The sequence below is a fragment of the Vibrio sp. UCD-FRSSP16_30 genome, assembly GCF_001676025.1.
GTDB lineage: Bacteria > Pseudomonadota > Gammaproteobacteria > Enterobacterales > Vibrionaceae > Vibrio.
On the sequence record NZ_LZFW01000035.1, the window covers coordinates 69,877 to 93,452 of the forward strand.

The following is a 23,576-nucleotide window of genomic DNA, read 5'->3' on the forward strand; positions in this document are numbered from 1 at the left end:
GCTATACCTTTCATTTTTAATGAATATTATTTAATACTTATCTTTGCCGGATATGCGATAGAATTAGATTTCAAATTACTGGTGAGACATACTCCAGCGCCTACTATCGCTTTATAACCCACAGATAGCCCTTGGATGATAATGGCACCAGCACCAATATAGGCACTATCTTCTGTTTTAACATCACCACAAAGAGTCGCTTTTGGGGCTATATGGTTATATGAACCTATATTACAATCGTGTTCAATAATTGCCGCTGTGTTAATTATGCTATGGCTACCAACCACCGCTCCCGCCTGAACAATAGCCATTGGCAATATTTGAGCACCACTTTCTATTGTTGCATAAGGCGATACCAATGCATGTTCAGAAATGATCGTTTCAAACTTATAGCCCAAAGATAAGAAATACTCATTAATCTTTTGCTTAAAATTCGATTTAGGAAGCATGCCAATACCATTAACAAGACAAATCTGACTTGGAGGAAAACGAGTGATACCCACATCCTCTTTAATATGCAATATTCCCGAAAAAACACTTCGCTGATTAATCTCATCAGGACATACAACGGCTAGAATTTCTCTATTCTGTCTCTGTAAAATATCGGCTAAAACTGAAGCATGTCCTCCGCCACCAATAATAACAATAGGTAGCTTTGTCTCATCACTATCACTCAACGATCAAATCTCCAACCTTATAATCTTTAGTTGCTTTACTACCCACAAGCTCCCAATACCGATAAGGTGACACCCCAGTACCAGGTCGTTTGATAGTAAGATTCGAATCACTAAATTGCTCTCCAGATTTAATCTCTATTGCAGCCACTAAGCTCTTTCTTGCCACAATTTTATTCTTTACTTCCGATTTTGTAGGCGTTTTTACATTGCTACCTAATGCAACCTCTACCTGTCGAATAGCCTTAACCATCGCAGCTAGCTCACTAGGTTCTAATGAAGCTTTATGGTCAGGGCCTTCCATGCTCTTGTCGAGTGTAAAGTGTTTTTCAATCAATACAGCACCCCGAGCTACAGCGGCAATAGGAATAACAATACCTTCACTATGATCTGAATAACCGGCAGTTAAATTAAAAGCTTGAGCAAGTGTATCCATAGCTTTCAAATTAATCTCTTCCATTGGCGCTGGATATTCAGTTGTACAGTGAAGTATCGTCACTTTTTCTTTTAATACTTTTTGCCCAATTTCTGAGGCATAAGCCTCTTGAAAGCCTAACAGTGAAGGTTCTGCATTTTTATCTGCTGTGTAGCCAAAGGCTATAACCCCTAGAGCCATCTCAATCTCAGAAAGTGTCGCCATTCCAGTAGACACAATAAGATCACAACCGGTACGGGCATGTTTTAATACCAGAGGGGCGTTGGTGAGTTCCCCTGATGGTAATTTCAGTCTAGTTAAACCTAGATCATTAACTAAAAAATCTAGACTTTCAGGATCGAAGGCTGTTGATAAAAACTCAATCCCGATAAAGTTACAATACTTTACGAGCTTATGATGAGCTTCATATGAAAGCTCTAAACGGCTTAGCATTGCCAACTGTGACTCTTGCTTCTGCGTATTTGTAGTTTGGTACTCAGCCTGTTTTGCTTCTTTAGTAACCAAGTTTTTAGCTTTAAATGTTTGAAACTTAACGATATCAGCACCTGCTTTATGCGCAGCATCTACAAGAGAAAAAGCAAGCTCCTCTTGTCCATTATGATTTACTCCGGCTTCAGCAATAATTAGAGTCATAAATATCTCACTTTACCTCAGGTGTTATATCAAAAAATGACTTACAGGATTCAAAGCGCAAGGTTTTGATCATATCGATTACCTGCCCACTACTATCGCCCTGTCCATATGGATTAACGATAATCTCATCCTCCTCTTTGTAAGTTCTAGTAATAGCCACTCCAATGGTCTTGGTAATCATCCCTTTTGTTGCCTCAACATTTAAGACACTTTTAGCTGCTAAACGCCCTTTTTGTCTTGAACCAATATTCACCGTTGGAACATCAAATGCAGGCACTTCAATGATCCCACTAGATGAATTACCAATGACTGCCGCAGCATGCTTTATCGCACTTAAATAGCGAGCCTGCCCCAAAGATGGAATAGCTAATACACGATTAGGCTGCTTTGCAGCATAGTTTTCTAATAATGGAATAATACGACGCCCACCATCATCAGCATTCGGATAGGTCAATATCACTTGGTGTTCTGGATACTCATCTAAAGCATCAAGCAAAGACTGAAAGCTCTCTTCTGGTGATTCATCACCGAGAGTAACCGGATGATACGTAACCACAAAATAAGGATTAGATAATTGAAATTTTAGTGATTCACTTAGCTCCAATACACTCATAAAAGAAGCTCGGTTTAGATGATCTAATCCAATAGCTCCTACATTTCGCACTCTGTCCGGGGATTCCCCCAACTGAATGACTCGCTGTCGATATTCATCTGTAGACGTGCCATGAAGATAACTCAATTTAGTAATTGCATGGCGAATCGCATCGTCATAAGCACCTTCCGTTATTTCACCACCATGAAGATGTATAATCGGAATACGTAATATCATCGCGGTTTGTGCGGCCGCCAAAGCTTCAAAGCGATCTCCTAACACAATAAGTACATCTGGTTGCATTCGAGCTAATGCATCGGCAAAACCTAAAACACCAAGCCCTATGCTTTTTGCCGTTCCAACAGCAGAGTCTGATGATAATAATATTTCTATTTTTTCATCTATCTTAAAACCATCACTCTCAATCTGCTTGTAGGTATCTCCAAAGTCTGGCGACAAATGCATCCCAGAAACCAATAGTTGGAGTGTTAGCTCAGGATCACTTTCTATATCTTTAAGTAACCAAAAAAGCAGACCGTATTCTGCTCGTGTACCAGTAAAAACTGCTACATTTTTATGAGTCTGCATCATAAATATCTCACTTAGATACGAAAGAAACCGGCGTGCTTGGAATATTAATTAAGTGCGCTTCAATAAACTCTGAATAGCTCAAGTCTCCACGCATGGCATTTTTGAACATAGGTAAACGATGCATTAATTGCCAAATTGGACGAGTCATCACACCAGCACTATTAGTGACGCTTAACATGTCCTCTCTACTTTGCTTATCTGGACAAATTATGGCGTTCAACCAATAGTTAGACTGTGCATACTCAGGTTCAACGACAAACTTAAACTCTGACTTATTGAAAAATGCCTTATATGCGTCAGCAAGTCGTCTTTTTTTCTCTAAATAATTTTCAAGCACTTCCATCTGGCCACAACCTAGGGCCGCATTCAGATTGGGCATTCGATAGTTAAAACCTGCTTCATCATGAAAAAATTCATAAGGATGAGGGACTTTCGCTGTTGTGGTGATGTGCTTGGTTCTTTGACCCAGTGCCAATGTTTTACAAAGCACCATGCCACCGCCACCAGTAGTAATCACTTTATTACCATTGAAACTGACAGCTCCAAAGTCACCAATCGTACCGGTGTGTTTACCTTTATAAAAAGAGCCAAGACTTTCCGCAGCATCTTCAACCAAAGTAATATTCCACTTCAAACAAACCGCAAGCAATTCATCAAGTTCAACAGGATGACCAAAGGTATGCATAGGTACAATCGCTTGGATACGTTGACCGGTAGTCTTATGGATACAGCCTACTTCTGTTTGCTCAGCATACTCATTAAGATACTCATCCACCGCTTTAGGACAAAGTCCTAAACTTACAGGGGAAACATCAACAAATATCGGCTCTGCTCCCATATGGTGAAGCGCATTACAAGTAGCAACAAATGTCAGAGCTTGAGTAATAACAAGATCACCTTGTTTAACACCTGCCATATATAACGCTGCGTGCAAAGCAGCTGTGCCATTAACTGTCGCTACGGCTTTTTCTGAGCCCGTATAATCTTCAATCTTTTTTTCAAAATCATCTACAAATTTACCTACGCTAGAAACAAAGGTACTGTCCAACGTTTCCATTACATAGGCTTTCTCATTCCCATTAAAAGTAGGGGCATGCAATGGAATAAAGTCATTGGTTTGGTATATATCTCGTACAAACTCAACAATTGATGTTTCTTTCATGACGCACTCCACTTACATCTTACTATCTAAATATTTGCCCGTTTCTTTATGCCCAAAATCTGGGATCATGGTAAAGAAGAGATCAACTATTTGCTCTTTACTCCAAGCTTTATTATTTTTCATTATCGTGATGCTGTTTTCAAATAAAGTCAGTAGTTCTTGCTCATAGAGCGGATCATTTTTAATGATTCCTAGATTTTCAAATCGAGACATATCTAGAGTTTCTTGATCGGTAAAGAATTCTTCAAAATCCTTCTCACCAGTAGTATCACTCTTAGTGAACAAACATGGCCATTTACCTTGTTGAGGTAAAGTCTTAGCAAGTTCACGAGCTTCTTCTTCGGAGCTACAAAGATGAGGTTCATACCCTAGCTTCTCAAGATATTTAATGGCGATATCTGCAAAAGAAATAAGGTGCAAAGCTTCACTCAATTTTGGAAAGAAAATATCTCTATTTTCACCAAAGATACAAGACATCAAACAAAGCTCACCAGACTCTTGAGGAGTCACAAAGTAACGCTTGATATCATTTGGAGCAACAATAGGCTGATGCTTTTGTATACGTTGGTTAAAGCCATGTAGCAGTGAGCCATCAGAAAATGCTACGTTGGCAAAGCGAGCAGTTGAAATGGCAATATTCTCACTCTTACGCATCAAAAACATTTCCATAATGCGCTTAGATGCCCCCATCATATTTACTGGGTTGGCGGCTTTATCTGTAGAAACACAGAAATACTTTTTAACCCCACCATCTATTGACTGCTGGATAGTTTTATCAGTATTGAATACATTTACGTCTATCATTCGCATCAAAGTAAAAGGATCTTTTTCACTTCGAACGTGCTTCAAGGCTGATAGGTTTAACACATAATCAAATTTACCGTCGGCCTTTATGAATGCGTCATACTCTAATGAGCCAATATCTAATGCAAAGGTTTGAAAATCTCCATCGATGTAACCAAATGAACTACGAATATCTCGAACAAGTTCAACCATGTTGTTTTCACTGATATCAACAACATGCAACTTTTTTGGGTTACGTTTGAAAATCTCTTTCGTCACCGCTTGGCCAATTGAGCCCGCACCGCCGAGAACCAAGAATCGAGATTCAGAAACAATCTGACTCAACTCTTTAGCTTTTGATTCGATATCACCAGAAAATAACTCTTTTTTTCTGCCTATTAAGTCCAAAACACTGTTCATTTAGTTACTCATTAATATTCAAGTTGGGATGTGCCATAAGCAACACATCAAATTTTGAAATGTCTTATCTATGTTACACTGCATAAAGTCAGCTTTAGTCAAACGAGTGACAATTGCACTAGCAAATATCCAAGTTATTGATATCACCAGTGTACTCTTACAATTTACGAATGTATGCAATTTGAAAAAGCTGTCTTAATACACATAAATAGTATAGATTTTTATTCATCACATACCTGATCTCACTTATGTATTGTAACTTAAGATACAGCGTAAATGCGCCTATCTTAACCTCACTGCATAGATACTAAACTGCACATGACCATGAAATTTTTTATTAGAGCAATCTACACTACTCTTCTTGCACTTTTAAGCCCTTTGCTTTTTATGTCATTGCTAAGAAAGAAAGAGGGTAAACCAAGCATAGGAAAACGTTGGATAGAATATTTTGGGATTACGCCGAAATTATTAGGTTCACGTCCTATTTGGATTCATACCGTTTCCGTTGGAGAAACCATTGCGACAACTCCCCTTATCCGTGCGCTAAAAGAAAAATACCCACAGCAAAACATCTTAATTACCACCACCACCACCACGGGTGCAGAGCAGGCGGAAAAACTTGCTGATATTGCTGAGCACCGATTTATGCCGGTTGATTTTAGTTGGTGTGTTAGGCGCTTTCTAAAACACGTCAATCCAAGGTGTATGCTCATTATGGAAACCGAATTGTGGCCTAATACACTTTATACCGTGTCTAAGTCAGGGGTTCCAATCGCGGTCATAAATGCCCGACTATCTGAGCGTTCTGCCCATCGGTATAAAAAATTTCAATCCGTATTTAACCTCATATCTCAAAATCTAGACCAAGTACTTTGTCAACACTCAGATGATGCCAAAAGATTTGAAGATCTCGGTCTTTCCAGTAAAAAGGTTTCCGTTACTGGCTCCTTAAAATTCGATATTTCTATCTCTGAAAATGTGAATAAACAAGGCCAGCAACTTCGCCAGCAACTTGGGGTTAATAGACCGGTTTGGATTGCAACAAGCACTCATGAAGGTGAAGATGAGATCATCTATGAGGCACATAAAAAATTATTAAATGTGCATCCTGATGCTCTGCTTATTTTAGTACCGCGCCATCCAGAAAGATTTACTCGCGTTGCTCAGTTAGGTATAGATAACGGTTTAAATACTGTCTGTAGAACTTCTAATGCTGAGGTAAGCTCAAATGTACAAGTTTACCTTGGTGACACTATGGGAGAGATGCTGACTCTTATCAGTGCTGCCGACATCTGCTTTATGGCTGGTAGTCTTATTGGCGACAAGGTTGGGGGGCATAATATGCTCGAACCTGCGGCCTTAGAAAAGCCGATATTAAATGGTCCGAGTTACTTTAACTTTAAGGACATTACCCAGCAGTTAATAGAAGAGCAGGCATTAGTAATCTGCCAGTCAGATGAAGAAATCAGCTCTCAACTGATCCACTTATTCAATAATCCGAAAAATCGAATCCAAATGGGTCAAAACGCCTATCAAGTGGTTAAACGTAATCAAGGCGCAGTCAATAAAACAATAGCGGCACTAGCTTGCGTGATAGCCACTTAATAAATGCTGCCAATCACTCTCTTGCCAATGTATCGAAAAGCGCGTCACTTCTTTATGAAATGAGCGCTTTAATCGATCTAGATTATCTTGCTTCCAGTCATCCGCTGGTTGTTCATAACATTTATCAAAATCAATAATCCATACTTTATTGTCGGTATCGAGCAGTATGTTGTGAATATTCAGATCGGTATGGTTTACCTGAGCTTGGTGGAGTTTTTTAATCTGCTGACCAATGGAGTGGTACAGCTCCACACTTAAAGAAGATTGCTGCAGTTTATCCACAAGATCTTGAGCATTGGGGATTCTTTCGCTCAATAAATCTGCGGTATAAAATGGGCCAAACTTATCGGCTTGAGCGGCAATGGGCCTAGGCACATTGACCCCTTTGCTACGCAAATGTTGTAAAAGCTGATACTCCTGATAGCTACGAGTGTTCTCCCAGCCAGAAAACCAATACTGGTCTTTAACCAGTTTGCCAAACAACCCACCACGACGATAATGTCGCAGCGCGCCTTGTAAACCGTCTAACTGCACAAACCAAGTCGTGCCTCGCCCTTTGGCGCTGCCCGTTACTTTATTTTGTACTAGCCAATACGGGGCTTCGAAACACATCTCTGGTGGCACATTTAATAGATCTGGTTCAAACCAAATCACTTGTGTTCCGTTTTGTAACGTTTTCAATCTTTAGCCCCAATAAAAATCAATGACTTCCTAATTTTACAATTAACTCTAGCACCTGCATAATTTATCTATCCTATTTACGAGTTAATTGCATGACACTGTTCAAATCAGCACCAAAATCACTCTGTATTGTTCGCCTTTCAGCCATTGGTGATGTTTGCCATGCTATTGCCGTGGTTCAGGCTATTCAAAAACACTGGCCCGAAACAAGCATCACTTGGGTTTGCGGAAAAATTGAAGCACAACTTATTGGCGACTTGCCCAATATCAAGATAGTGATATTTGATAAAAAACTGGGATTCAAAGGTATGAAAGCCGTTTGGAAACAACTTTCAGCGACCCGGTTTGATGCTTTGTTACACATGCAGGCAGCTCTTAGGGCCAGCGCTTTATCCTTTGGTATTAAAGCCAAATATAAAGTGGGCTTTGCTAAAAACAGAACAAAAGAAGGTCAATGGTTCTTTACCAATAAGCACCTTCCCCACTCTCAAAGCTTTCATGTTCTCGATAATTTTGCAGACTTTGCTCGATATATTGGCGTACCTTTTTCAGAACCAAAGTGGAATATTCCGCTTACTGATGCCGACATTCAATTTGCAACAAAAGCGATCGACAATAAGCCTACTTTAATTATTTCTGCGGCTGCGAGTAAAGATTCACGCAACTGGCTAACAGAGCGCTACGCAGCACTGGCAGACTACGCCTCAGAAAAAGGAATGCAGGTTATACTTTGTGGCTCTCCGAGCGAGCGAGAGGTCACATTAGCGAATGATATTCAGCAATTGGCCAAAAGTGATATGACCAATATGGTCGGTAAAACCTCACTAAAACAGCTGACTGCGTTACTAAAAGAAGCCGCTGTGGTCTTAGCACCGGATTCTGGCCCGGCTCACTTAGCCACAACACAAGGTACAGCGGTTATTGGGCTTTATGCTCATAGTGATCCTCGCCGTACAGGGCCATACAACAGCCTAGATTTAGTCGCTAATGCTTATGATGAGCACATTCAAAGTCAAATAGGAAAGCCCCTTAAAGATATTATCTGGGGAACACGCGCAAAAGGTGACAACCTTATGGCCTCCATTAGTGTTGAGCAGGTTTGTCAGTTACTTAATAAGACTTTAGAGAAGAATTAATCGATGCAAAATCATGTCCTCTACCCTGGTACTTTCGACCCTCTAACCAATGGTCACCTAGATATTATTACTCGTGCGGCGAATCTATTTGAAACCGTCACCGTTTGTGTAGCTGCTAGCCCAAGCAAAAATACGATGTTCTCTTTAGAAGAGCGAGTTGAGATGCTAAAAAAGTCTGTCGCACATTTAAATAATGTCAATGTGGAAGGATTTTCTGGGCTATTGATTGAATTTGCTAAAGAAAAACAAGCCAATCTACTAGTGCGAGGTCTACGCACTACGATGGACTTTGAATATGAATTTGGCTTAACGAGCATGTACCGAAAGCTGCTTCCGACTCTAGAAAGCATCTTCTTAACACCATCGGAAGAGTTTGCTTTTCTCTCATCAACAATCGTGCGAGAAGTGGCGATTCACGGGGGAGATGTCGAAGGGTTTGTTCCTGCTTCTGTATTTAAGCGGATACAACAGAAGGTTTAGTGCTCAATGTGAGCACTAAACCTTTATCGACTATAACTGATAGTAAGCTTTGTACCAGTCAGCGAAGGCTTGCACGCCTTCTTTGACCTTAACTTGTGGCTTGTAGCCTGTTGCTTTAAACAGATCTTCAGTATCGGCATACGTTGCGTAAACATCGCCCGGCTGCATTGGCATGAAGTTTTTCTTCGCTTCGATGCCTAATGCATCTTCTAGCGCTTCAATGTATTCCATCAATTTTACAGGGCTACCATGACCGATATTGTACACTCGGTATGGCGCTGAGCTTGTAGCTGGGGAGCCTTGCTCAACACTCCAATCAGCATTGGTTTCAGGTATCACATCTTGAATGCGAATAATGCCTTCAACGATGTCATCAATGTAAGTAAAGTCGCGCTGCATATCACCATTGTTATACACATCAATGGCTTCGCCGTTCACAATAGCCTTAGTAAACTTAAATAACGCCATATCTGGGCGTCCCCAAGGGCCATATACGGTAAAGAAACGTAATCCGGTTGTTGGGATACCATAAAGGTGTGAATAGCTGTGCGCCATCAGCTCGTTTGATTTTTTGGTGGCAGCATACAGTGAAATCGGATGATCCACAGAATCTGTCGTATCAAATGGCATTTTTCTATTAAGCCCATACACAGAGCTTGATGATGCATACACAAGATGCTTGATCTTATGATGGCGACAGCCTTCAAGAATCGTTAGATGGCCAACAAGGTTACTATCTGCATAGGCTAGTGGGTTATCAATAGAATAACGAACCCCAGCTTGAGCGGCTAAATGAATCACCTTATCAAACAGTTCATCAGCAAAAAGAGTCGCTATGCCTTCGCGATCCGCTAAATCTAGCTCTACGAACTTAAATTTGTCATGCACAATACGCTTTAGACGATCTTCTTTTAAAGATACTTGATAATAATCATTCATATTGTCGATACCGACAACTTCATGACCTGCCTGCGTTAAACGCTCAACCACAGCACTACCAATGAAGCCGGCAGCTCCAGTCACTAAATATTTCATACTATTTCCTTTTGCTGGCATGCTTCACACCAAAATGTATTTCTTTGACCAATCATTTGTTGGCTAATTTCTGTTTCACAAACAAGGCACGGCTGACCCGCTTTACCATAAACTTGTAGTTTTTGAGCAAAATACCCCGGTTTACCATCGGGCTGCTCAAAATCATTCAACGTGGTTCCGCCTTGTTTAATGGCATTCGCAAGAACCTGTTTGATTTCTTCCACCAGCCACTGCCATTCTTCATAACTCAATGTATTAGCAGGTCTTAATGGATGAATTTTAGCATTAAATAAGGATTCATTAGCGTAGATATTTCCCACACCAACCACAACCTTATTGTCCATAATGAATTGCTTTACGGCGATGCGTCGCTTTGCGGCTAATTGAACAATATGCTCGACACAAAATTCATCCGAAAGCGGCTCAGGACCGAGGTTATCAATAAGAGATAGAGATTCACCTTTATCGATCCACAGCCACGAACCAAATCGGCGAGGATCGTTATAGCGTAGCATCTTGCCATTTTGCAGAACAAGATCCACATGATCATGCTTAGTGGGATCAAGGTTTTCATCTTGGATTCGCAATGATCCCGACATGCCTAAGTGCACCACAATACTCCCCTGCTTGGTTTCAAGCAGTAGATATTTAGCACGGCGACTGACTGTATCAATGGTGACTCCCGCCAGTTGTTGTAGCCTATCGGGTACCAACCAACGTAATTGAGGTTGGCGTACCACAATCTTTTTGATTTTTTGACCAGTAATATGAGGGCTTATGCCCATTCTGGATACTTCAACTTCTGGTAACTCTGGCATGAATCGCTCAAATAATTCAGTAATAACTCAAGTCTAACGTTTTTTAGGCATAAAAAAACCCAGCAACAAGTGCTGGGTTTTTATGTTCTGCTTAAAGAAGTATCAATTACTTGATTTTAGCTTCTTTATACATAACGTGCTGACGAACAACTGGATCAAATTTCTTGATCTCAAATTTGCCCGGCATGTTACGCTTGTTTTTATCTGTAGTATAGAAGTGACCTGTACCAGCAGAAGAAACAAGTTTGATTTTTTCGCGAATGCCTTTAGCCATTGCTCAATTCCTCTTAAACGTTTTCGCCACGTGCACGGATATCAACAAGTACAGCATCAATGCCTTTCTTATCAATAATACGCATGCCTTTAGCAGTTAGACGTAGTTTAACAAAACGTTTTTCGCTCTCTACCCAGAAACGATGAGTTTGTAGGTTCGGCAGAAAACGGCGCTTAGTAGCGTTGCGTGCGTGAGAACGGTTGTTACCCGTTACAGGACGCTTACCAGTTACTTGGCATACTCGGGACATGAATGTCTTCTCCAAATCGTTTCAGCTCGATATCAACCTTGATGGTCGAACCTCCAAGGAGGTCAAAAACCATTATGGAAAATCCATACAAGGCTATCAAAGGTCGCGTATTATACTAACTTGACGAGAATTGCTCAAGACCCGAACAGATCCTTTTTACAGAATTTGGTGATCTTTTTTGAGCAGAGCTGATTTTATGTTCAAAAATAGTGCGCGTATGTTACCAGATTTCTTACACCCTACAACAACTAATTACCTATCAGACCTATATTTAATTAAACATGACTGCGATTTGTGTTTCGCTAGGGTAAATTGTTAACCTAGCGAAGTTCATAATTTACCATCATACTTATATAAATCATTTACTTACTGAGGCCAGAATGTCGCAACTCCTATCTTCAATCCCACTAACTTCCCTAAATGGCGTTGGTGCAAAAGTTGCTGAGAAGCTTGCCAAGGTGGGTCTTAGCTCTGTTCAGGACCTTTTATTCCATCTTCCGCATCGTTATGAAGACCGAACTCGCGTTTATCCGATGATCGGTTTACATGCTGGCATCTGGGCGGGAGTACAGGGCAAAGTCATGACGGTGGATACCGTTTTTGCTCGCAGAAAAATGCTCACGGTAAAAATTAGCGATGGAAATGGCACCATTACTCTGCGTTTTTTCAACTTTACCGCAGGAATGAAGAATAATTTTAGTGAAGGTAAATGGGTACATGCTTATGGTGAGGTTAAACGAGGCAATCAAGGATTAGAGATCGTTCATCCTGATTTTAAGTTTTTCAATGAAGGCAAAGAAACAACCACTGAATCTAATTTAACGCCAGTTTACCCCACGACAGATGGACTGCGTCAGTTAACACTGCGTAACCTCACCGATCAAGCTTTAGAGTTGCTTGATAAATCGGCCGTTAAAGAGCTACTACCTGACGGACTTTATGATTCACAACTGTCCTTAAACCAAGCTTTGCATATCGTTCACAGACCTTCACCAGAAATCAATATCGAACAGTTTGATTCTGGACGTCACCCATCGCAATTGCGCCTAATCATTGAAGAGCTTCTGGCACAGAACCTTTCCATGCTAGCACTGAGAAGTAAGGGTCAGCTCGACAATGCGATTGATCTTCCTGCATCAACTCGCTTTAAACAACAATTATTAGATTTATTGCCTTTTTCTCCTACCAACGCCCAAACTCGAGTAGTAAAAGAGATCGAGGACGATCTTATAAAGCCCCACCCTATGATGCGCTTAGTACAAGGCGATGTAGGGTCAGGTAAAACTCTTGTCGCCGCACTTGCTGCTGTAACTGCGATAGAGCAAGGCAAGCAAGTGGCATTAATGGCACCGACTGAACTGCTTGCTGAGCAGCATGCGATTAACTTTAGTCATTGGTTTGAAACGCTTGGTATAAAAGTAGGATGGCTAGCCGGTAAGGTCACAGGTAAAGCAAAACAAACTCAGCTTGCCGCTATCGCCAGTGGTGAAGCGCAAATGGTAGTGGGTACTCACGCTCTTTTTCAAGAGCAGGTGAAATTTCATAACCTGTCACTGGTGATCATTGATGAGCAGCACCGCTTTGGCGTGCATCAACGTTTAGAGCTTCGAGAAAAAGGCGCATCTGCTGGTCACTATCCTCATCAGTTAATCATGACCGCAACGCCAATTCCAAGAACTTTAGCCATGACCGCCTACGCCGATCTGGAAACGTCAATTATTGATGAACTACCACCTGGGCGTACGCCAATCCAGACCGTGGCCATTCCTGATACCAAACGCGCTGATATTATTGAGCGTATTCGCAGTGCTTGTGCACACGAAGGCAAGCAAGCCTACTGGGTGTGTACACTTATTGACGAGTCTGAAGTGTTAGAAGCGCAAGCCGCCGCAGAAATTGCCGAAGAGCTAACCGCAAAACTGCCTGAGTTAAAAATAGGACTTGTGCATGGCCGCATGAAACCGGCTGAAAAACAATCCATCATGCAACAATTTAAAGCTAATGAACTACAGCTTCTAGTCGCTACGACAGTCATAGAAGTTGGCGTTGATGTCCCTAATGCTAGCCTTATGATCATAGAAAACCCTGAACGTCTAGGTCTTGCTCAACTGCACCAATTACGCGGTCGTGTTGGTCGGGGCACCGTTGCTAGTCACTGCGTTCTGTTATATCACGCACCACTGTCTAAAACAGCGCAAAAACGTTTAGGGGTACTTAGGGAAAGTAACGATGGTTTTATTATTGCTCAGCGAGATTTAGAAATAAGAGGGCCAGGTGAACTGCTTGGCACTAAACAAACTGGCGTCGCAGATTTTAAAATCGCAGATTTACTGCGAGATCAGCACCTGATTCCCCAAGTGCAAAAGATGGCACGTTTTATCCACCAGCAATACCCGCAAAATGCACAAGCTATTATTGAACGCTGGATCATCAATAGTGATGAATACGCTAAAGCGTAAAATCAAATACCAATCGTAGTCAATCTCTAACAAGCAACAAAAAGCCCCAAAATTTGGGGCTAAATTATAAAAATAAGCAACTAGATAGAAAATATCATTAACGGCGCTTTTTACCAGCATTAGCAAAAGCGGCAGCCATTGCACCGCCCACACCATTATCGGTAGAGCCACGATTATCACGGCGCTCATTCTTCACTGGACGTTTGCTATCTTGCGAAGGTTGCGGGCGGCTAGCACGGTTATCTTGCCCTGCCTGATCAGTTAAACGCATCGATAATGCAATACGCTTACGCTGAATATCCACTTCCATGACCTTAACCTTCACTATGTCGCCTGCTTTTACTACCTCGCGAGGATCAGACACATACTTATCGGTTAATGCCGAGATATGCACCAATCCATCTTGATGCACACCAATATCGACAAAAGCGCCAAAGTTAGCCACGTTAGAGACAACACCTTCAAGAATCATATCCACTTCCAGATCTGATACCTTATTAATGCCTTCAGCAAAGGTCGCCGTTTTAAATTCAGGTCTTGGATCGCGGCCCGGTTTATCTAGCTCTTTAATAATATCGGTAACCGTTGGCAAACCAAATTGCTCGTTAGTAAAGTCAATCGCACTTAACTTACCCAAGAAGTCGCTATCACCAATAAGGTTGGAAATAGGCTTACTGGTTTTTTCAGCGATACTTTTTACAACCGGATAGGCTTCCGGGTGAACAGAAGATGAATCCAAAGGATTACGACCATTCATAATACGTAAGAAGCCGGCGCTTTGTTCAAAGGCTTTTGGCCCCATTCGCGCCACTTTTTTAAGGCTAGCTCGGCTTTCAAAGCGGCCATTATCATCACGATGCGTAACAATATTTTGCGCTAATGTTGTGGATAAACCCGCTACACGATTTAGCAAGGCTGCAGATGCGGTATTCACATCCACACCCACCGCATTCACACAGTCTTCCACCACTGCATCCAGACGTTTTGCTAAAGAAGACTGACCTACATCATGCTGATATTGACCAACACCAATAGATTTAGGCTCAATTTTCACAAGCTCAGCCAATGGATCTTGCAAGCGACGAGCAATAGAGACCGCGCCGCGCAGCGAAACATCCATATTAGGAAACTCATTGGCCGCAAGCTCTGATGCCGAATAAACCGACGCACCCGCCTCACTAACAACCACTTTTTGCACCTTAGTGCCATTTTTAATTAACTCGCCAATAAAGCTGTCTGATTCACGAGATGCCGTGCCATTACCAATCGCCACCAAATCAACATTATGTTGTTTAATTAGACGGTCAATAACCTGCAAAGATTTATCGTATTGCTTTTGCGGTGCGTGAGGATAAATGACCTCAGTGGCCAACACTTTACCGGTACCATCAACAACCGCAATTTTACAACCCGTTCTTAAACCTGGATCCAAGCCTAACGTCGCTCGCGGACCTGCCGGTGCGGCCATCAATAAGTCTTTTAAGTTAGTAGCAAAAACCTCAATCGCATCTACTTCAGAGCGCTCTTTCATCGCAGACATTAATTCTGTTTCAAGGTGCATGGATACTTTTACTTTCCACGCAAAACTGATGACTTGTTTGCGCCAAACATCTGCAGGAGCATCGCTAAGAGAAATACGATAGTGATCAGCAATGATCGTTTCGCAATATGAGGTGCGAATAGAAGGCTCTTGAGCAGGATCGGCATTTAATGACAGCTGTAAAAAGCCCTCGTTGCGACCACGAAGCATCGCCAGCGCACGATGAGAAGGTACGCGACTGATCGACTCATTGTGTTCAAAGTAGTCTTTGAATTTCTCACCTGCCGATTCTTTACCAGAAACAACGCTCGATTGTAGCTGTGCGTGTTTGTTTAAGTAACGTCTTAGCTTTTCCAGTAAATCGGCATCTTCAGCAATGCGCTCCATTACAATGGCACGTGCACCATCTAAAGCAGCTTTGCTATCGGCGATACCTTTTTCTGCATTGACATAATCTTGAGCTACCGTTTCTGGCACCAGTGAAGGTGTATTCCAAATCGCATCCGCTAACGGCTCTAGCCCAGCTTCAATGGCGATTTGCCCTTTGGTGCGACGCTTAGGTTTATAAGGAAGATACAGATCTTCTAGACGCGTTTTATTGTCAGCCTGATTAATCTCTTTTTCTAATGCCGAGGTTAACTTTCCTTGCTCAGAAATAGATTTCAAAATGGATTGTCTACGTTCAGCCAATTCACGAAGGTAAGTCAAACGACTGTCTAAAGTACGCAACTGGGTATCATCAAGCCCACCGGTGACTTCTTTTCGATAACGAGCAATAAATGGCACGGTGTTTCCTTCATCAATCAGATTCGCGGTTGCGGTTACCTGTTGTGTAGAAACACTAAGCTCAGTGGCAATAATCTGAAAAATCGTCTGACTCATCTTGATTCACATTTTTTGTTTGAAGTTGAAACTAACTATGGGGGCAAATGTCAGAAAAACCAGAGTTCTCAACTGTAATCCAGCCGAATAAACTGCAATCAACTAGGTAAATTAAAGATTTAATCTCACATTACCCTGCAAGTTACTGATTATTAGTTAGAATTAACACAGATTAATCGATAAAAACTCAATTAAGACAACTGCATTAGACATGGATGTTGATAATGAAAAAAATAATTAAGCCCCTCTCATTGCTAATGGCTTCTTTAGCCAGTTTACCTATTCTCGCAGATGAGAAGGCGAGCCCTATTATGATGAAGGACAGTAAACACGCCTACACCACAGCAGAGCCTGCATTAAAGTGGCAAGATAAAGTGATCTTAGGACGCATAGAAAATGTGTATTACCAAGATATAGAATCACTCAATCAACAAGCTTTTATTGGCAAAATTGATACTGGTGCTGATACCACATCAATGCATGCCGAAAATATTCACGTCTACAGCAACAACCCTAAATACAAAGGTCTACAAGACATAGAATTAATGCAAACCATTGTGGATGAGTTTGGCGGTTCTAAAAGCAACTGGTGGCTAGAGAGCTTTGATACACCAGAGCGCAATATCCAAGGTATTGTAAAATTTGATATTCGTCATCCAATATCAGGAGAGGTAATTCAGCAAGAACGACCATTGGCCCGTACCAGTGTCATTCGTAGTCGTACTAGTGAAATCCCTTTATATCGCCCAGTAATCAATATTCCTTTGCAAATTGCCGGTGTTACCGTCAATACCGATGTAAACCTCACCGATCGCAGCAATTTCTCAGCGCCTATTCTGATTGGTAAAACATTCCTCAAACAAAATGCTTGGGTATTTGCCGGTTACGATTACCTTCAGTCGCAAAATGATGCTCGCATTGTCGGTCGCAGTGAAGAGTTTTTTGTTAATGGCATCTCATTAAAAACCAGCTTCTCACTGGACAATAATTACAGCCAAATACATGCGCTAAACATTAAAGTAAGCAAAGATAAGAGTACGGTCACTTTTGATACTGCGAATAAAAAAGGTGAACAAACAACCTTAACTCTACCACTAGAGCGCATGCTTAGAGTGGGTGGCGAAAAGCGTCCATTGGTATTTATCCCCGCTAAAGCAGGGACTTTTGAGCAACCTATTTTAGCTTACCTTAAAGACCGCTCTAAACTCAGTTCCCAATTACGCCTAGGTAAAAACACCCTAAGCAAATACTTTATTATCGATACTTACGACAAAAACATACTTCGTTCAGAAGACATCACCTTTGCTCAGAAGATAGAAAAAAGAAATCCACTGGTAGTGACTACACATGAAATTATTTACTTTGATAATACGCCAGTAAATGCTGAGCCTTCATTTTCTATCAATACCCCAGTGCTTTTTGTGGATGGATTTGAGCTAAGCAAAGGCAAGCATGGTGAGCAAGTAAGCTTTTATATTCCAGCGAGTAATGGCCAAGATAAAAAGGTCATCAAGAAAGTCGACCGTAAAATACGAATTGGCGAAACCGTGCGCCCAGTACTGAATGAACAAGTCGTCATTGGTGGCAAAAAAATCACCTTGGAATTTGCCTTAGAAGCCACTCGAAAAAATGAGAAGCCCTACTTTGCTATCGGCCGAGCCTTTCAAAAAGAAGGTGTCTTAATCAATACTCGAACAGAAGATCTCCTCGACCCTCGCCCACTGTTTCATGCCGGGCATATAGAAAAAGCCAAAGTCGAAGGTTTAAATATCCCAGTAAAACTGGATACTGGAGCGGATATTAGCTCCATCAACGCACTCAATATTCAACGCTTTGATAAAGATAATAAGCCAATGGTTACTTTTGATTATAAAAACGCCGATGGCTTACAAAAAACCTTCACTAAAGAAGTCGTGGATATCATGCGAATTCGAGCCAAAGCCGGTGAAAAACCTAATGAACGCCCCGTTGTCATCATGAATGTTCAACTTGGTGAGGTAAATAAACCGGTGCGTGTTAACCTTCAAGATAGAAGCCGTTTTGAATACAGCATGATCCTTGGAAAGAACTTCCTTAAAAATGGGGTTGTAGTCAGTAGCGATGACACCTATCTACTAGGTAAATAACATCAACATGAACCAAAGCATTAAATGAAAACTAATTTAATTACCCGAGAGGGTTTTGACAAATTGCAAAAAGAGCACGATTACCTCTGGCACGAACGTCGTCCAGAGGTAACCAAAATTGTCACTTGGGCTGCTAGCCTAGGTGACCGCTCCGAAAATGCAGACTATCAGTACAATAAAAGATTACTGCGTCAAATTGACCGCCGAGTACGCTATCTGCGCAAGAGAATGCCCGACCTAAAAGTAGTTGACCATTCACCAGCTCAAGACGGAAAAGTTTTCTTTGGGGCTTGGGTTGAGATAGAAAATGAGCAAGGCGATATCAAAAACTTCCGTATTGTAGGACCTGATGAAATTTATGGTGAAGAGATAGAGATTAAACAATATATCTCTATTGATTCCCCTATGGCGCGAGCGTTACTCAAAAAAGAAGTGGATGATGAAGTAATGGTTAAAACGCCTGAAGGAAATAAAGAATGGTTTATAAACAAAATCAGTTATTAAATCCGACCTAATGTAAAGCCAATAAAAATAACAAGTTACAACCATAAATGTCATATTTTTAGACGTGGTTAATATTATCTAACACTTTATATGTCTATAATTAACTCAGTTTTGTTACATTTCTACGGGTATTATCAACCAAGTGTGATAACAAGCGAATTTGCAAAAGTGACGGACTACTTAATCGCACTCGCAACTCCCACTTTTAAATTTAAAAATTAGATTAAGTAGGTCTTTATAATGCAAGAAAACTTCAAAATTTTAGTTGTCGATGACGACGTTCGCCTTCGTTCATTGCTTGAGCGTTATTTATCAGAGCAAGGTTTCCTAGTGCGTTCTGTAGCAAATGCAGATCAAATGGATCGCTTGCTTACCCGTGAAAACTTTAATCTAATGATCCTCGATCTAATGCTACCGGGTGAAGATGGTCTATCCATTTGTCGACGTCTGCGTAGTGCCAACAACATGCTACCAATTTTAATGCTTACCGCAAAAGGCGATGAGATTGATCGAATTGTGGGTCTTGAAGTGGGTGCTGATGACTATCTGCCAAAACCATTCAATCCTAGAGAGCTACTTGCTCGTGCAAAAGCAGTATTGCGCCGTCAATCTATTGAAGCTCCAGGAGCGCCAAGCTCAGAAGAGTCTATTGTAGAATTCGGTGAGTTTGCTTTAAATTTAGGTACTCGTGAAATGCACCGCAATGAAGAGTTAATTCCTCTTACCTCTGGTGAATTCGCTGTGCTTAAGATTCTGGTAACAAATGCACGCGAACCAATGTCTCGTGATAAATTAATGAACCTAGCTCGTGGACGTGAATACTCGGCAATGGAACGTTCTATTGATGTTCAAATCTCTCGTTTACGCCGTATTCTAGAAGAAGATCCAAGCCACCCACGCTACATCCAAACAGTTTGGGGCTTAGGCTATGTCTTTGTTCCAGATGGTAAAAAAGTATAATATTTTCAGGATAACCTAATGCGATCGCGTAGTTCGATAACTCAATCAATCATTGGCTTTATGGCTCTTTTGATTGCCAGCCAAGCCTTTTCTTACTACGCGATTTTCAACTATGCATTGCTCCCCAGCTTAAAGCAGTTCAACCGCATTCTTTCCTATGAGATCAATCTGGTCACAGAAGAGTACGCAAGAATTCGCCAAGAATCTGAACTTGGCATTCCAGAAAGTGAACGAACAACACCACTAAGACAAGCCCTGCTACTAAGGCTAGGTGTGAGTGTTCACCCGATGAATGGCGTTGCTGAAGAAGAGTTCCAAAAAGCCTTTTATCTCGATTTCATGAGCGATGAAATCACAGAAGAAATTGGCTCCCCAGCAGAAGCGCGACTGGCTCGTGATAGCAAAAGTTATTTGTTATGGATAAAGCTTGATGTCATGCCGAATTGGATTCTCAGAATCCCTCTCACCGAGCTCACCCAAGACGAATTCAAACCTCTATTTATCAATAGCTTATTAATCACCATTTTATTTATATTCGGTGGTTGGGGCTTTATTCGTTGGCAAAATAGGCCTCTTAAAGATCTGGAAGCCGCTGCAATTAGTGTTGGTAATGGGGTCATACCTGAACCGCTTCCAGAAAACGGGGCCACCGAAATAAGAGCGGTAACCAAGTCATTTAACAAAATGGCTAGAGGCATTGAAGAGCTCGAAACTGACCGCCGCTTAATGCTCGCAGGCGTCAGTCATGACATTCGCACTCCATTAACACGTATTCGACTCGCTACAGAAATGATGTCCGAGCAAGATAGTTACCTAGCCGATGGTATGAATCAGGACATTGAAGAATGTAATGAGATCATTGCGCAGTTTATTGACTACCTAAAGCCAATTGATCGAAATGATTTTGGCAAATTAAACCTCAACACTATGGCTGAAGAGTTTGAGCGTACTCTCAACATCTATCAAGCCGACGGTTCGCTAGAAGATGAACTGGGTGAGGATAACCAAAATTATACTTTTGATATCCAATTAAAAGAGGGACTACCGAATATTTACGCCAGTTATATCCCGATAAGAAGAACATTGAGTAACCTTGTAGTGAATGCTAAACGCTATGGGGGCAACTGGATTAGTATCAAAACTGGGGCTTCAAAGAACAATCAAAAGGTATGGATCTCAATAGAAGATAATGGTCCTGGTATCAGCGATGAGCAAATGCAGAAAGTATTTGAACCATTTACCCGTGGTGATACCGCTAGAGGCAGTGAAGGGACCGGACTTGGGTTATCGATAGTGAAAAGAATCATTGCAGAGCACAATGCGACTATCGAAATGAGTAATCGTACACAAGGTGGCTTAATGGTTAAGCTAACCTTTGATGCTTACAGCAAGAAATCACACAAAAAATAATCTATTAAACCGAACTAAAAAGGGGAGCTCAATATTATTGAGCTCCCCTTTTTTATATTTATTGGTTGCCACTATTACTGATAGTAAGAGTGCTCACCTTGCTCATGCTCAGTTGCATCTTTAACCGCAACTAATTCACCAGAGAACTCTTCTAGAAGTTGCTTCTCGATACCGTCTTTTAGAGTCACATCAACCATAGAACAGCCATTACAACCGCCACCAAACTGAACCAATGCAATACCATCATCAGTAATCTTAACTAGGTTTAAGTGACCGCCATGGCTCGCTAGCTGAGGGTTAACTTGAGTTTGGATTACATACTCAACACGCTCTAGTAGAGATGCATCATCTGCTACTTTACGCATCTTAGCGTTAGGCGCTTTTAGCGTAAGCTGAGAGCCCATTTTATCAGTAACATAATCGATCTCTGCATCTTCTAAAAATGGCAGGCTCAATTCATCGATATAAGCAGAAAAAGCGTCAAGTGATAACTCAGTATCAGTGGCTTCAACAGCTTCTGGTGGACAGTAAGATACGCCACACTCTGCACTTTGAGTTCCTGGATTAACCACGAATACTCGGATGTTAGTTCCCTCTGCTTGTTGCGCTAACAAGTTAGCAAAATGCGACTGAGCAGATTCTGTAATAGTAATTTTAGTAGACATGAAAAATACCTGAGTAATTCTGTAGGTTATTAACGGTATTCTACCTTGTTAGATTTTTTTTTCAAACAAGGAATCACAATCAACATCTAGCCCTCATGAAACAGGCTCTTTCAGAGTTAGCATCCCCTGCGTCACAATAAAATCAATAATTGTATCTAGCCCTTTGCTCTCTTTAAGGTTAGTAAATACATAAGGTTTGGTCTTTCTCATTCGCTTAGTATCTTGCTCCATAACCTCTAACGACGCCCCTACATAAGGCGCCAAATCAATTTTATTGATCACTAATAAGTCAGATCGAGTAATGCCAGGGCCACCTTTTCTCGGTATTTTTTCACCTTCAGCAACATCAATGACATAAATAGTTAAGTCTGCAAGTTCAGGACTAAATGTGGCACTTAAATTATCACCACCACTTTCAACAAATACGACATCTAAGTTCTTATGTAATTTGGCTAGCTCTTCCACTGCGGCTAAATTCATCGAGGCATCTTCTCGAATTGCGGTATGAGGACAACCACCGGTCTCAACACCAATGATACGATCAGGTTCAAGCGCTTCTGCACGTGTTAATATTTTGGCATCCTCTTGGGTATAAATATCATTAGTTACAACTGCAATATTTATTTTATCTCGAATAGCCTTACACAGAACCTCAAGCAATGCTGTCTTACCTGAACCAACAGGGCCTCCAATACCAATTCGCAGAGGCTGTTTGTATGTTTCCATTTTATTAATCCTTAATTTATAAATGCTTGAAGCTAAACTTATGAGCGAAATAAACGAGTGTACTGGGTCTCATGTAATGAACTCGCTATCGCTATTGACGGCGTAAAACTACCAATCATCCACTCTTCAATTTTCAATACTTGCGCTAATACTTTTGGAAAAGATTCCGTAATATGAATCAATGCCAACTGTCCGTCGGTTTGCCCTAACGGAACTAATTTCACTCCGGCGGTAACAATATTTTCCAACCAACTCCATAGATAACCTTGTTTAAGGCTTTCAAGGTCAATAGACCAAGCATGCGCTGCAATACAAAGCCCCAGTAACTGATTGGGTTGACTTGAGAGACCGTTAGCCAAATCTATATCAATACCCAACTTAGTTAACAATGTATAAAACGCCTGTCCCCGCTGGCGTTCTTCAGCTCTCAATTCACTGGTTTCTCGGCTGGTATATAAAACGTCACACCAATGCTCAATTGTTTCGATATCTTGTTGTTTTATCGCATGATAAAGCCTATCAAGAATGGGTAATTCAAGAGTTGCAACGCTGCCATTAACCATATATTTAAGCCATTGCTCTAAGCCATCTCGATCGGTCACCCACCCAGCTTCAACGGCATATTCAAGACCTTGAGAATAAGTAAAACCACCGATAGGTAGTGATGGACTGGTCAATTGAAATAAGCGGTAGCAAGCCAAGTCACTAGCTAATTTTACTGACTGATTCATAGG

Annotated in this window: 22 protein-coding genes; 8 read left to right on the forward strand and 14 right to left on the reverse strand. The window is 41.3% G+C overall.

Annotated elements, in window-relative coordinates; genetic code table 11:
- Positions 1-26: 26 nt before the first annotated feature.
- Genes A9260_RS11850 through A9260_RS11870 form a run of 5 tightly spaced genes read right to left on the reverse strand, consistent with a single transcriptional unit; the run spans position 27 to position 5,291 of the window.
- Positions 27-677: an acetyltransferase gene (locus A9260_RS11850; RefSeq protein WP_068699233.1), complete on the reverse strand. Its 651-nt coding sequence runs from the start codon at positions 675-677 to the stop codon at positions 27-29.
- The gene (neuB, locus tag A9260_RS11855) at positions 670-1,743 is read right to left on the reverse strand and encodes an N-acetylneuraminate synthase (RefSeq protein ID WP_068699235.1); all 1,074 of its coding nucleotides are present in this window, start codon (positions 1,741-1,743) and stop codon (positions 670-672) included. Before neuB ends, A9260_RS11850 begins: the two co-directional genes overlap by 8 nt.
- Before the next feature lie 7 nt (positions 1,744-1,750).
- Positions 1,751-2,923: a UDP-N-acetylglucosamine 2-epimerase gene (neuC, locus tag A9260_RS11860; RefSeq protein WP_068699452.1), complete on the reverse strand. Its 1,173-nt coding sequence runs from the start codon at positions 2,921-2,923 to the stop codon at positions 1,751-1,753.
- A gap of 10 nt (positions 2,924-2,933) precedes the next feature.
- On the reverse strand, positions 2,934-4,088 hold the full coding sequence (locus A9260_RS11865) for a LegC family aminotransferase (RefSeq protein WP_068699236.1): 1,155 nt from the start codon (positions 4,086-4,088) through the stop codon (positions 2,934-2,936).
- 12 nt (positions 4,089-4,100) lie between these two features.
- Positions 4,101-5,291: a UDP-N-acetylglucosamine 4,6-dehydratase gene (locus A9260_RS11870; RefSeq protein WP_068699238.1), complete on the reverse strand. Its 1,191-nt coding sequence runs from the start codon at positions 5,289-5,291 to the stop codon at positions 4,101-4,103.
- A 318-nt stretch (positions 5,292-5,609) separates the two neighbouring features.
- Here A9260_RS11870 and waaA point away from each other — a divergent pair, with 318 nt between their 5' ends.
- Positions 5,610-6,896: a lipid IV(A) 3-deoxy-D-manno-octulosonic acid transferase gene (gene waaA / locus A9260_RS11875; protein ID WP_231892594.1), complete on the forward strand. Its 1,287-nt coding sequence runs from the start codon at positions 5,610-5,612 to the stop codon at positions 6,894-6,896.
- Here waaA and A9260_RS11880 read toward each other — a convergent pair.
- Positions 6,873-7,577 (reverse strand): 3-deoxy-D-manno-octulosonic acid kinase, encoded by a 705-nt coding sequence (locus A9260_RS11880; RefSeq protein WP_068699240.1) that lies wholly within the window; start codon positions 7,575-7,577, stop codon positions 6,873-6,875. The genes waaA and A9260_RS11880 overlap by 24 nt on opposite strands.
- Before the next feature lie 92 nt (positions 7,578-7,669).
- Between A9260_RS11880 and A9260_RS11885 the strand changes: the two genes are divergently transcribed.
- A complete protein-coding gene (locus tag A9260_RS11885) occupies positions 7,670-8,713 on the forward strand; it encodes a glycosyltransferase family 9 protein (protein ID WP_068699242.1) in 1,044 nt (347 codons plus the stop codon).
- Positions 8,714-8,716: 3 nt separating this feature from the next.
- Positions 8,717-9,193, forward strand: a complete 477-nt coding sequence (gene coaD, locus A9260_RS11890) for a pantetheine-phosphate adenylyltransferase (RefSeq protein WP_068699244.1) — start codon at positions 8,717-8,719, stop codon at positions 9,191-9,193.
- A 30-nt stretch (positions 9,194-9,223) separates the two neighbouring features.
- On the opposite strand, the gene A9260_RS11895 is transcribed toward coaD, so the two are convergent.
- The 4 genes from A9260_RS11895 to rpmB form a co-directional block, all read right to left on the reverse strand.
- Positions 9,224-10,228: an NAD-dependent epimerase gene (locus A9260_RS11895; protein WP_068699246.1), complete on the reverse strand. Its 1,005-nt coding sequence runs from the start codon at positions 10,226-10,228 to the stop codon at positions 9,224-9,226.
- Positions 10,225-11,046 (reverse strand): bifunctional DNA-formamidopyrimidine glycosylase/DNA-(apurinic or apyrimidinic site) lyase, encoded by an 822-nt coding sequence (gene mutM / locus A9260_RS11900; protein ID WP_068699248.1) that lies wholly within the window; start codon positions 11,044-11,046, stop codon positions 10,225-10,227. Before mutM ends, A9260_RS11895 begins: the two co-directional genes overlap by 4 nt.
- A gap of 106 nt (positions 11,047-11,152) precedes the next feature.
- Positions 11,153-11,320, reverse strand: coding sequence for a 50S ribosomal protein L33 (gene rpmG, locus A9260_RS11905; protein WP_017029383.1), 168 nt, complete (start codon positions 11,318-11,320; stop codon positions 11,153-11,155).
- A 13-nt stretch (positions 11,321-11,333) separates the two neighbouring features.
- Positions 11,334-11,570 carry a 50S ribosomal protein L28 gene (gene rpmB, locus A9260_RS11910; protein ID WP_004728407.1) on the reverse strand — a complete coding sequence of 79 codons (237 nt, stop codon included), beginning with the start codon at positions 11,568-11,570 and terminating at the stop codon, positions 11,334-11,336.
- Positions 11,571-11,950: 380 nt separating this feature from the next.
- Between rpmB and recG the strand changes: the two genes are divergently transcribed.
- Positions 11,951-14,029, forward strand: a complete 2,079-nt coding sequence (gene recG / locus A9260_RS11915; protein ID WP_068699250.1) for an ATP-dependent DNA helicase RecG — start codon at positions 11,951-11,953, stop codon at positions 14,027-14,029.
- Between the two features lie 97 nt (positions 14,030-14,126).
- Here recG and A9260_RS11920 read toward each other — a convergent pair whose 3' ends face one another.
- Positions 14,127-16,451, reverse strand: a complete 2,325-nt coding sequence (locus A9260_RS11920) for a Tex family protein (RefSeq protein WP_068699252.1) — start codon at positions 16,449-16,451, stop codon at positions 14,127-14,129.
- A gap of 224 nt (positions 16,452-16,675) precedes the next feature.
- Between A9260_RS11920 and A9260_RS11925 the strand changes: the two genes are divergently transcribed.
- The 4 genes from A9260_RS11925 (at position 16,676) to envZ (ending at position 21,451) form a co-directional block, all read left to right on the forward strand.
- Positions 16,676-18,577, forward strand: coding sequence for an ATP-dependent zinc protease family protein (locus tag A9260_RS11925; protein ID WP_068699254.1), 1,902 nt, complete (start codon positions 16,676-16,678; stop codon positions 18,575-18,577).
- A gap of 24 nt (positions 18,578-18,601) precedes the next feature.
- Positions 18,602-19,081 carry a transcription elongation factor GreB gene (gene greB, locus A9260_RS11930; RefSeq protein ID WP_068699256.1) on the forward strand — a complete coding sequence of 160 codons (480 nt, stop codon included), beginning with the start codon at positions 18,602-18,604 and terminating at the stop codon, positions 19,079-19,081.
- A gap of 240 nt (positions 19,082-19,321) precedes the next feature.
- Positions 19,322-20,041 carry an osmolarity response regulator transcription factor OmpR gene (gene ompR, locus A9260_RS11935; protein WP_068699258.1) on the forward strand — a complete coding sequence of 240 codons (720 nt, stop codon included), beginning with the start codon at positions 19,322-19,324 and terminating at the stop codon, positions 20,039-20,041.
- 18 nt (positions 20,042-20,059) lie between these two features.
- On the forward strand, positions 20,060-21,451 hold the full coding sequence (envZ, locus tag A9260_RS11940) for a two-component system sensor histidine kinase EnvZ (protein ID WP_068699260.1): 1,392 nt from the start codon (positions 20,060-20,062) through the stop codon (positions 21,449-21,451).
- A 74-nt stretch (positions 21,452-21,525) separates the two neighbouring features.
- Here the strand turns inward: envZ and nfuA are convergent, their stop codons facing one another.
- The 3 genes from nfuA to A9260_RS11955 form a co-directional block, all read right to left on the reverse strand.
- Complete coding sequence (gene nfuA / locus A9260_RS11945; RefSeq protein ID WP_068699262.1) at positions 21,526-22,116, reverse strand: Fe-S biogenesis protein NfuA; 591 nt, start codon at positions 22,114-22,116, stop codon at positions 21,526-21,528.
- A gap of 93 nt (positions 22,117-22,209) precedes the next feature.
- Complete coding sequence (gene ureG / locus A9260_RS11950) at positions 22,210-22,842, reverse strand: urease accessory protein UreG (RefSeq protein WP_068699264.1); 633 nt, start codon at positions 22,840-22,842, stop codon at positions 22,210-22,212.
- 38 nt (positions 22,843-22,880) lie between these two features.
- Positions 22,881-23,573, reverse strand: a complete 693-nt coding sequence (locus A9260_RS11955) for an urease accessory protein UreF (protein ID WP_068699266.1) — start codon at positions 23,571-23,573, stop codon at positions 22,881-22,883.
- Between the last annotated feature and the right edge of the window lie 3 nt (positions 23,574-23,576).

Excerpts from the sequence above, each read along its gene's own strand:
- recG (WP_068699250.1), top strand. The coding sequence starts at position 11,951 with ATGTCGCAACTCCTATCTTCAATCCCACTAACTTCCCTAAATGGCGTT.
- greB (WP_068699256.1), top strand. The coding sequence starts at position 18,602 with ATGAAAACTAATTTAATTACCCGAGAGGGTTTTGACAAATTGCAAAAA.
- rpmG (WP_017029383.1), bottom strand. The coding sequence starts at position 11,320 with ATGGCTAAAGGCATTCGCGAAAAAATCAAACTTGTTTCTTCTGCTGGT.
- A9260_RS11895 (WP_068699246.1), bottom strand. The coding sequence starts at position 10,228 with ATGAAATATTTAGTGACTGGAGCTGCCGGCTTCATTGGTAGTGCTGTG.
- A9260_RS11920 (WP_068699252.1), bottom strand. The coding sequence starts at position 16,451 with ATGAGTCAGACGATTTTTCAGATTATTGCCACTGAGCTTAGTGTTTCT.
- waaA (WP_231892594.1), top strand. The coding sequence starts at position 5,610 with ATGACCATGAAATTTTTTATTAGAGCAATCTACACTACTCTTCTTGCA.
- envZ (WP_068699260.1), top strand. The coding sequence starts at position 20,060 with ATGCGATCGCGTAGTTCGATAACTCAATCAATCATTGGCTTTATGGCT.
- A9260_RS11885 (WP_068699242.1), top strand. The coding sequence starts at position 7,670 with ATGACACTGTTCAAATCAGCACCAAAATCACTCTGTATTGTTCGCCTT.
- coaD (WP_068699244.1), top strand. The coding sequence starts at position 8,717 with ATGCAAAATCATGTCCTCTACCCTGGTACTTTCGACCCTCTAACCAAT.
- neuB (WP_068699235.1), bottom strand. The coding sequence starts at position 1,743 with ATGACTCTAATTATTGCTGAAGCCGGAGTAAATCATAATGGACAAGAG.
- neuC (WP_068699452.1), bottom strand. The coding sequence starts at position 2,923 with ATGCAGACTCATAAAAATGTAGCAGTTTTTACTGGTACACGAGCAGAA.
- A9260_RS11955 (WP_068699266.1), bottom strand. The coding sequence starts at position 23,573 with ATGAATCAGTCAGTAAAATTAGCTAGTGACTTGGCTTGCTACCGCTTA.
- A9260_RS11870 (WP_068699238.1), bottom strand. The coding sequence starts at position 5,291 with ATGAACAGTGTTTTGGACTTAATAGGCAGAAAAAAAGAGTTATTTTCT.
- ureG (WP_068699264.1), bottom strand. The coding sequence starts at position 22,842 with ATGGAAACATACAAACAGCCTCTGCGAATTGGTATTGGAGGCCCTGTT.
- nfuA (WP_068699262.1), bottom strand. The coding sequence starts at position 22,116 with ATGTCTACTAAAATTACTATTACAGAATCTGCTCAGTCGCATTTTGCT.
- ompR (WP_068699258.1), top strand. The coding sequence starts at position 19,322 with ATGCAAGAAAACTTCAAAATTTTAGTTGTCGATGACGACGTTCGCCTT.
- rpmB (WP_004728407.1), bottom strand. The coding sequence starts at position 11,570 with ATGTCCCGAGTATGCCAAGTAACTGGTAAGCGTCCTGTAACGGGTAAC.
- A9260_RS11865 (WP_068699236.1), bottom strand. The coding sequence starts at position 4,088 with ATGAAAGAAACATCAATTGTTGAGTTTGTACGAGATATATACCAAACC.
- A9260_RS11925 (WP_068699254.1), top strand. The coding sequence starts at position 16,676 with ATGAAAAAAATAATTAAGCCCCTCTCATTGCTAATGGCTTCTTTAGCC.
- mutM (WP_068699248.1), bottom strand. The coding sequence starts at position 11,046 with ATGCCAGAGTTACCAGAAGTTGAAGTATCCAGAATGGGCATAAGCCCT.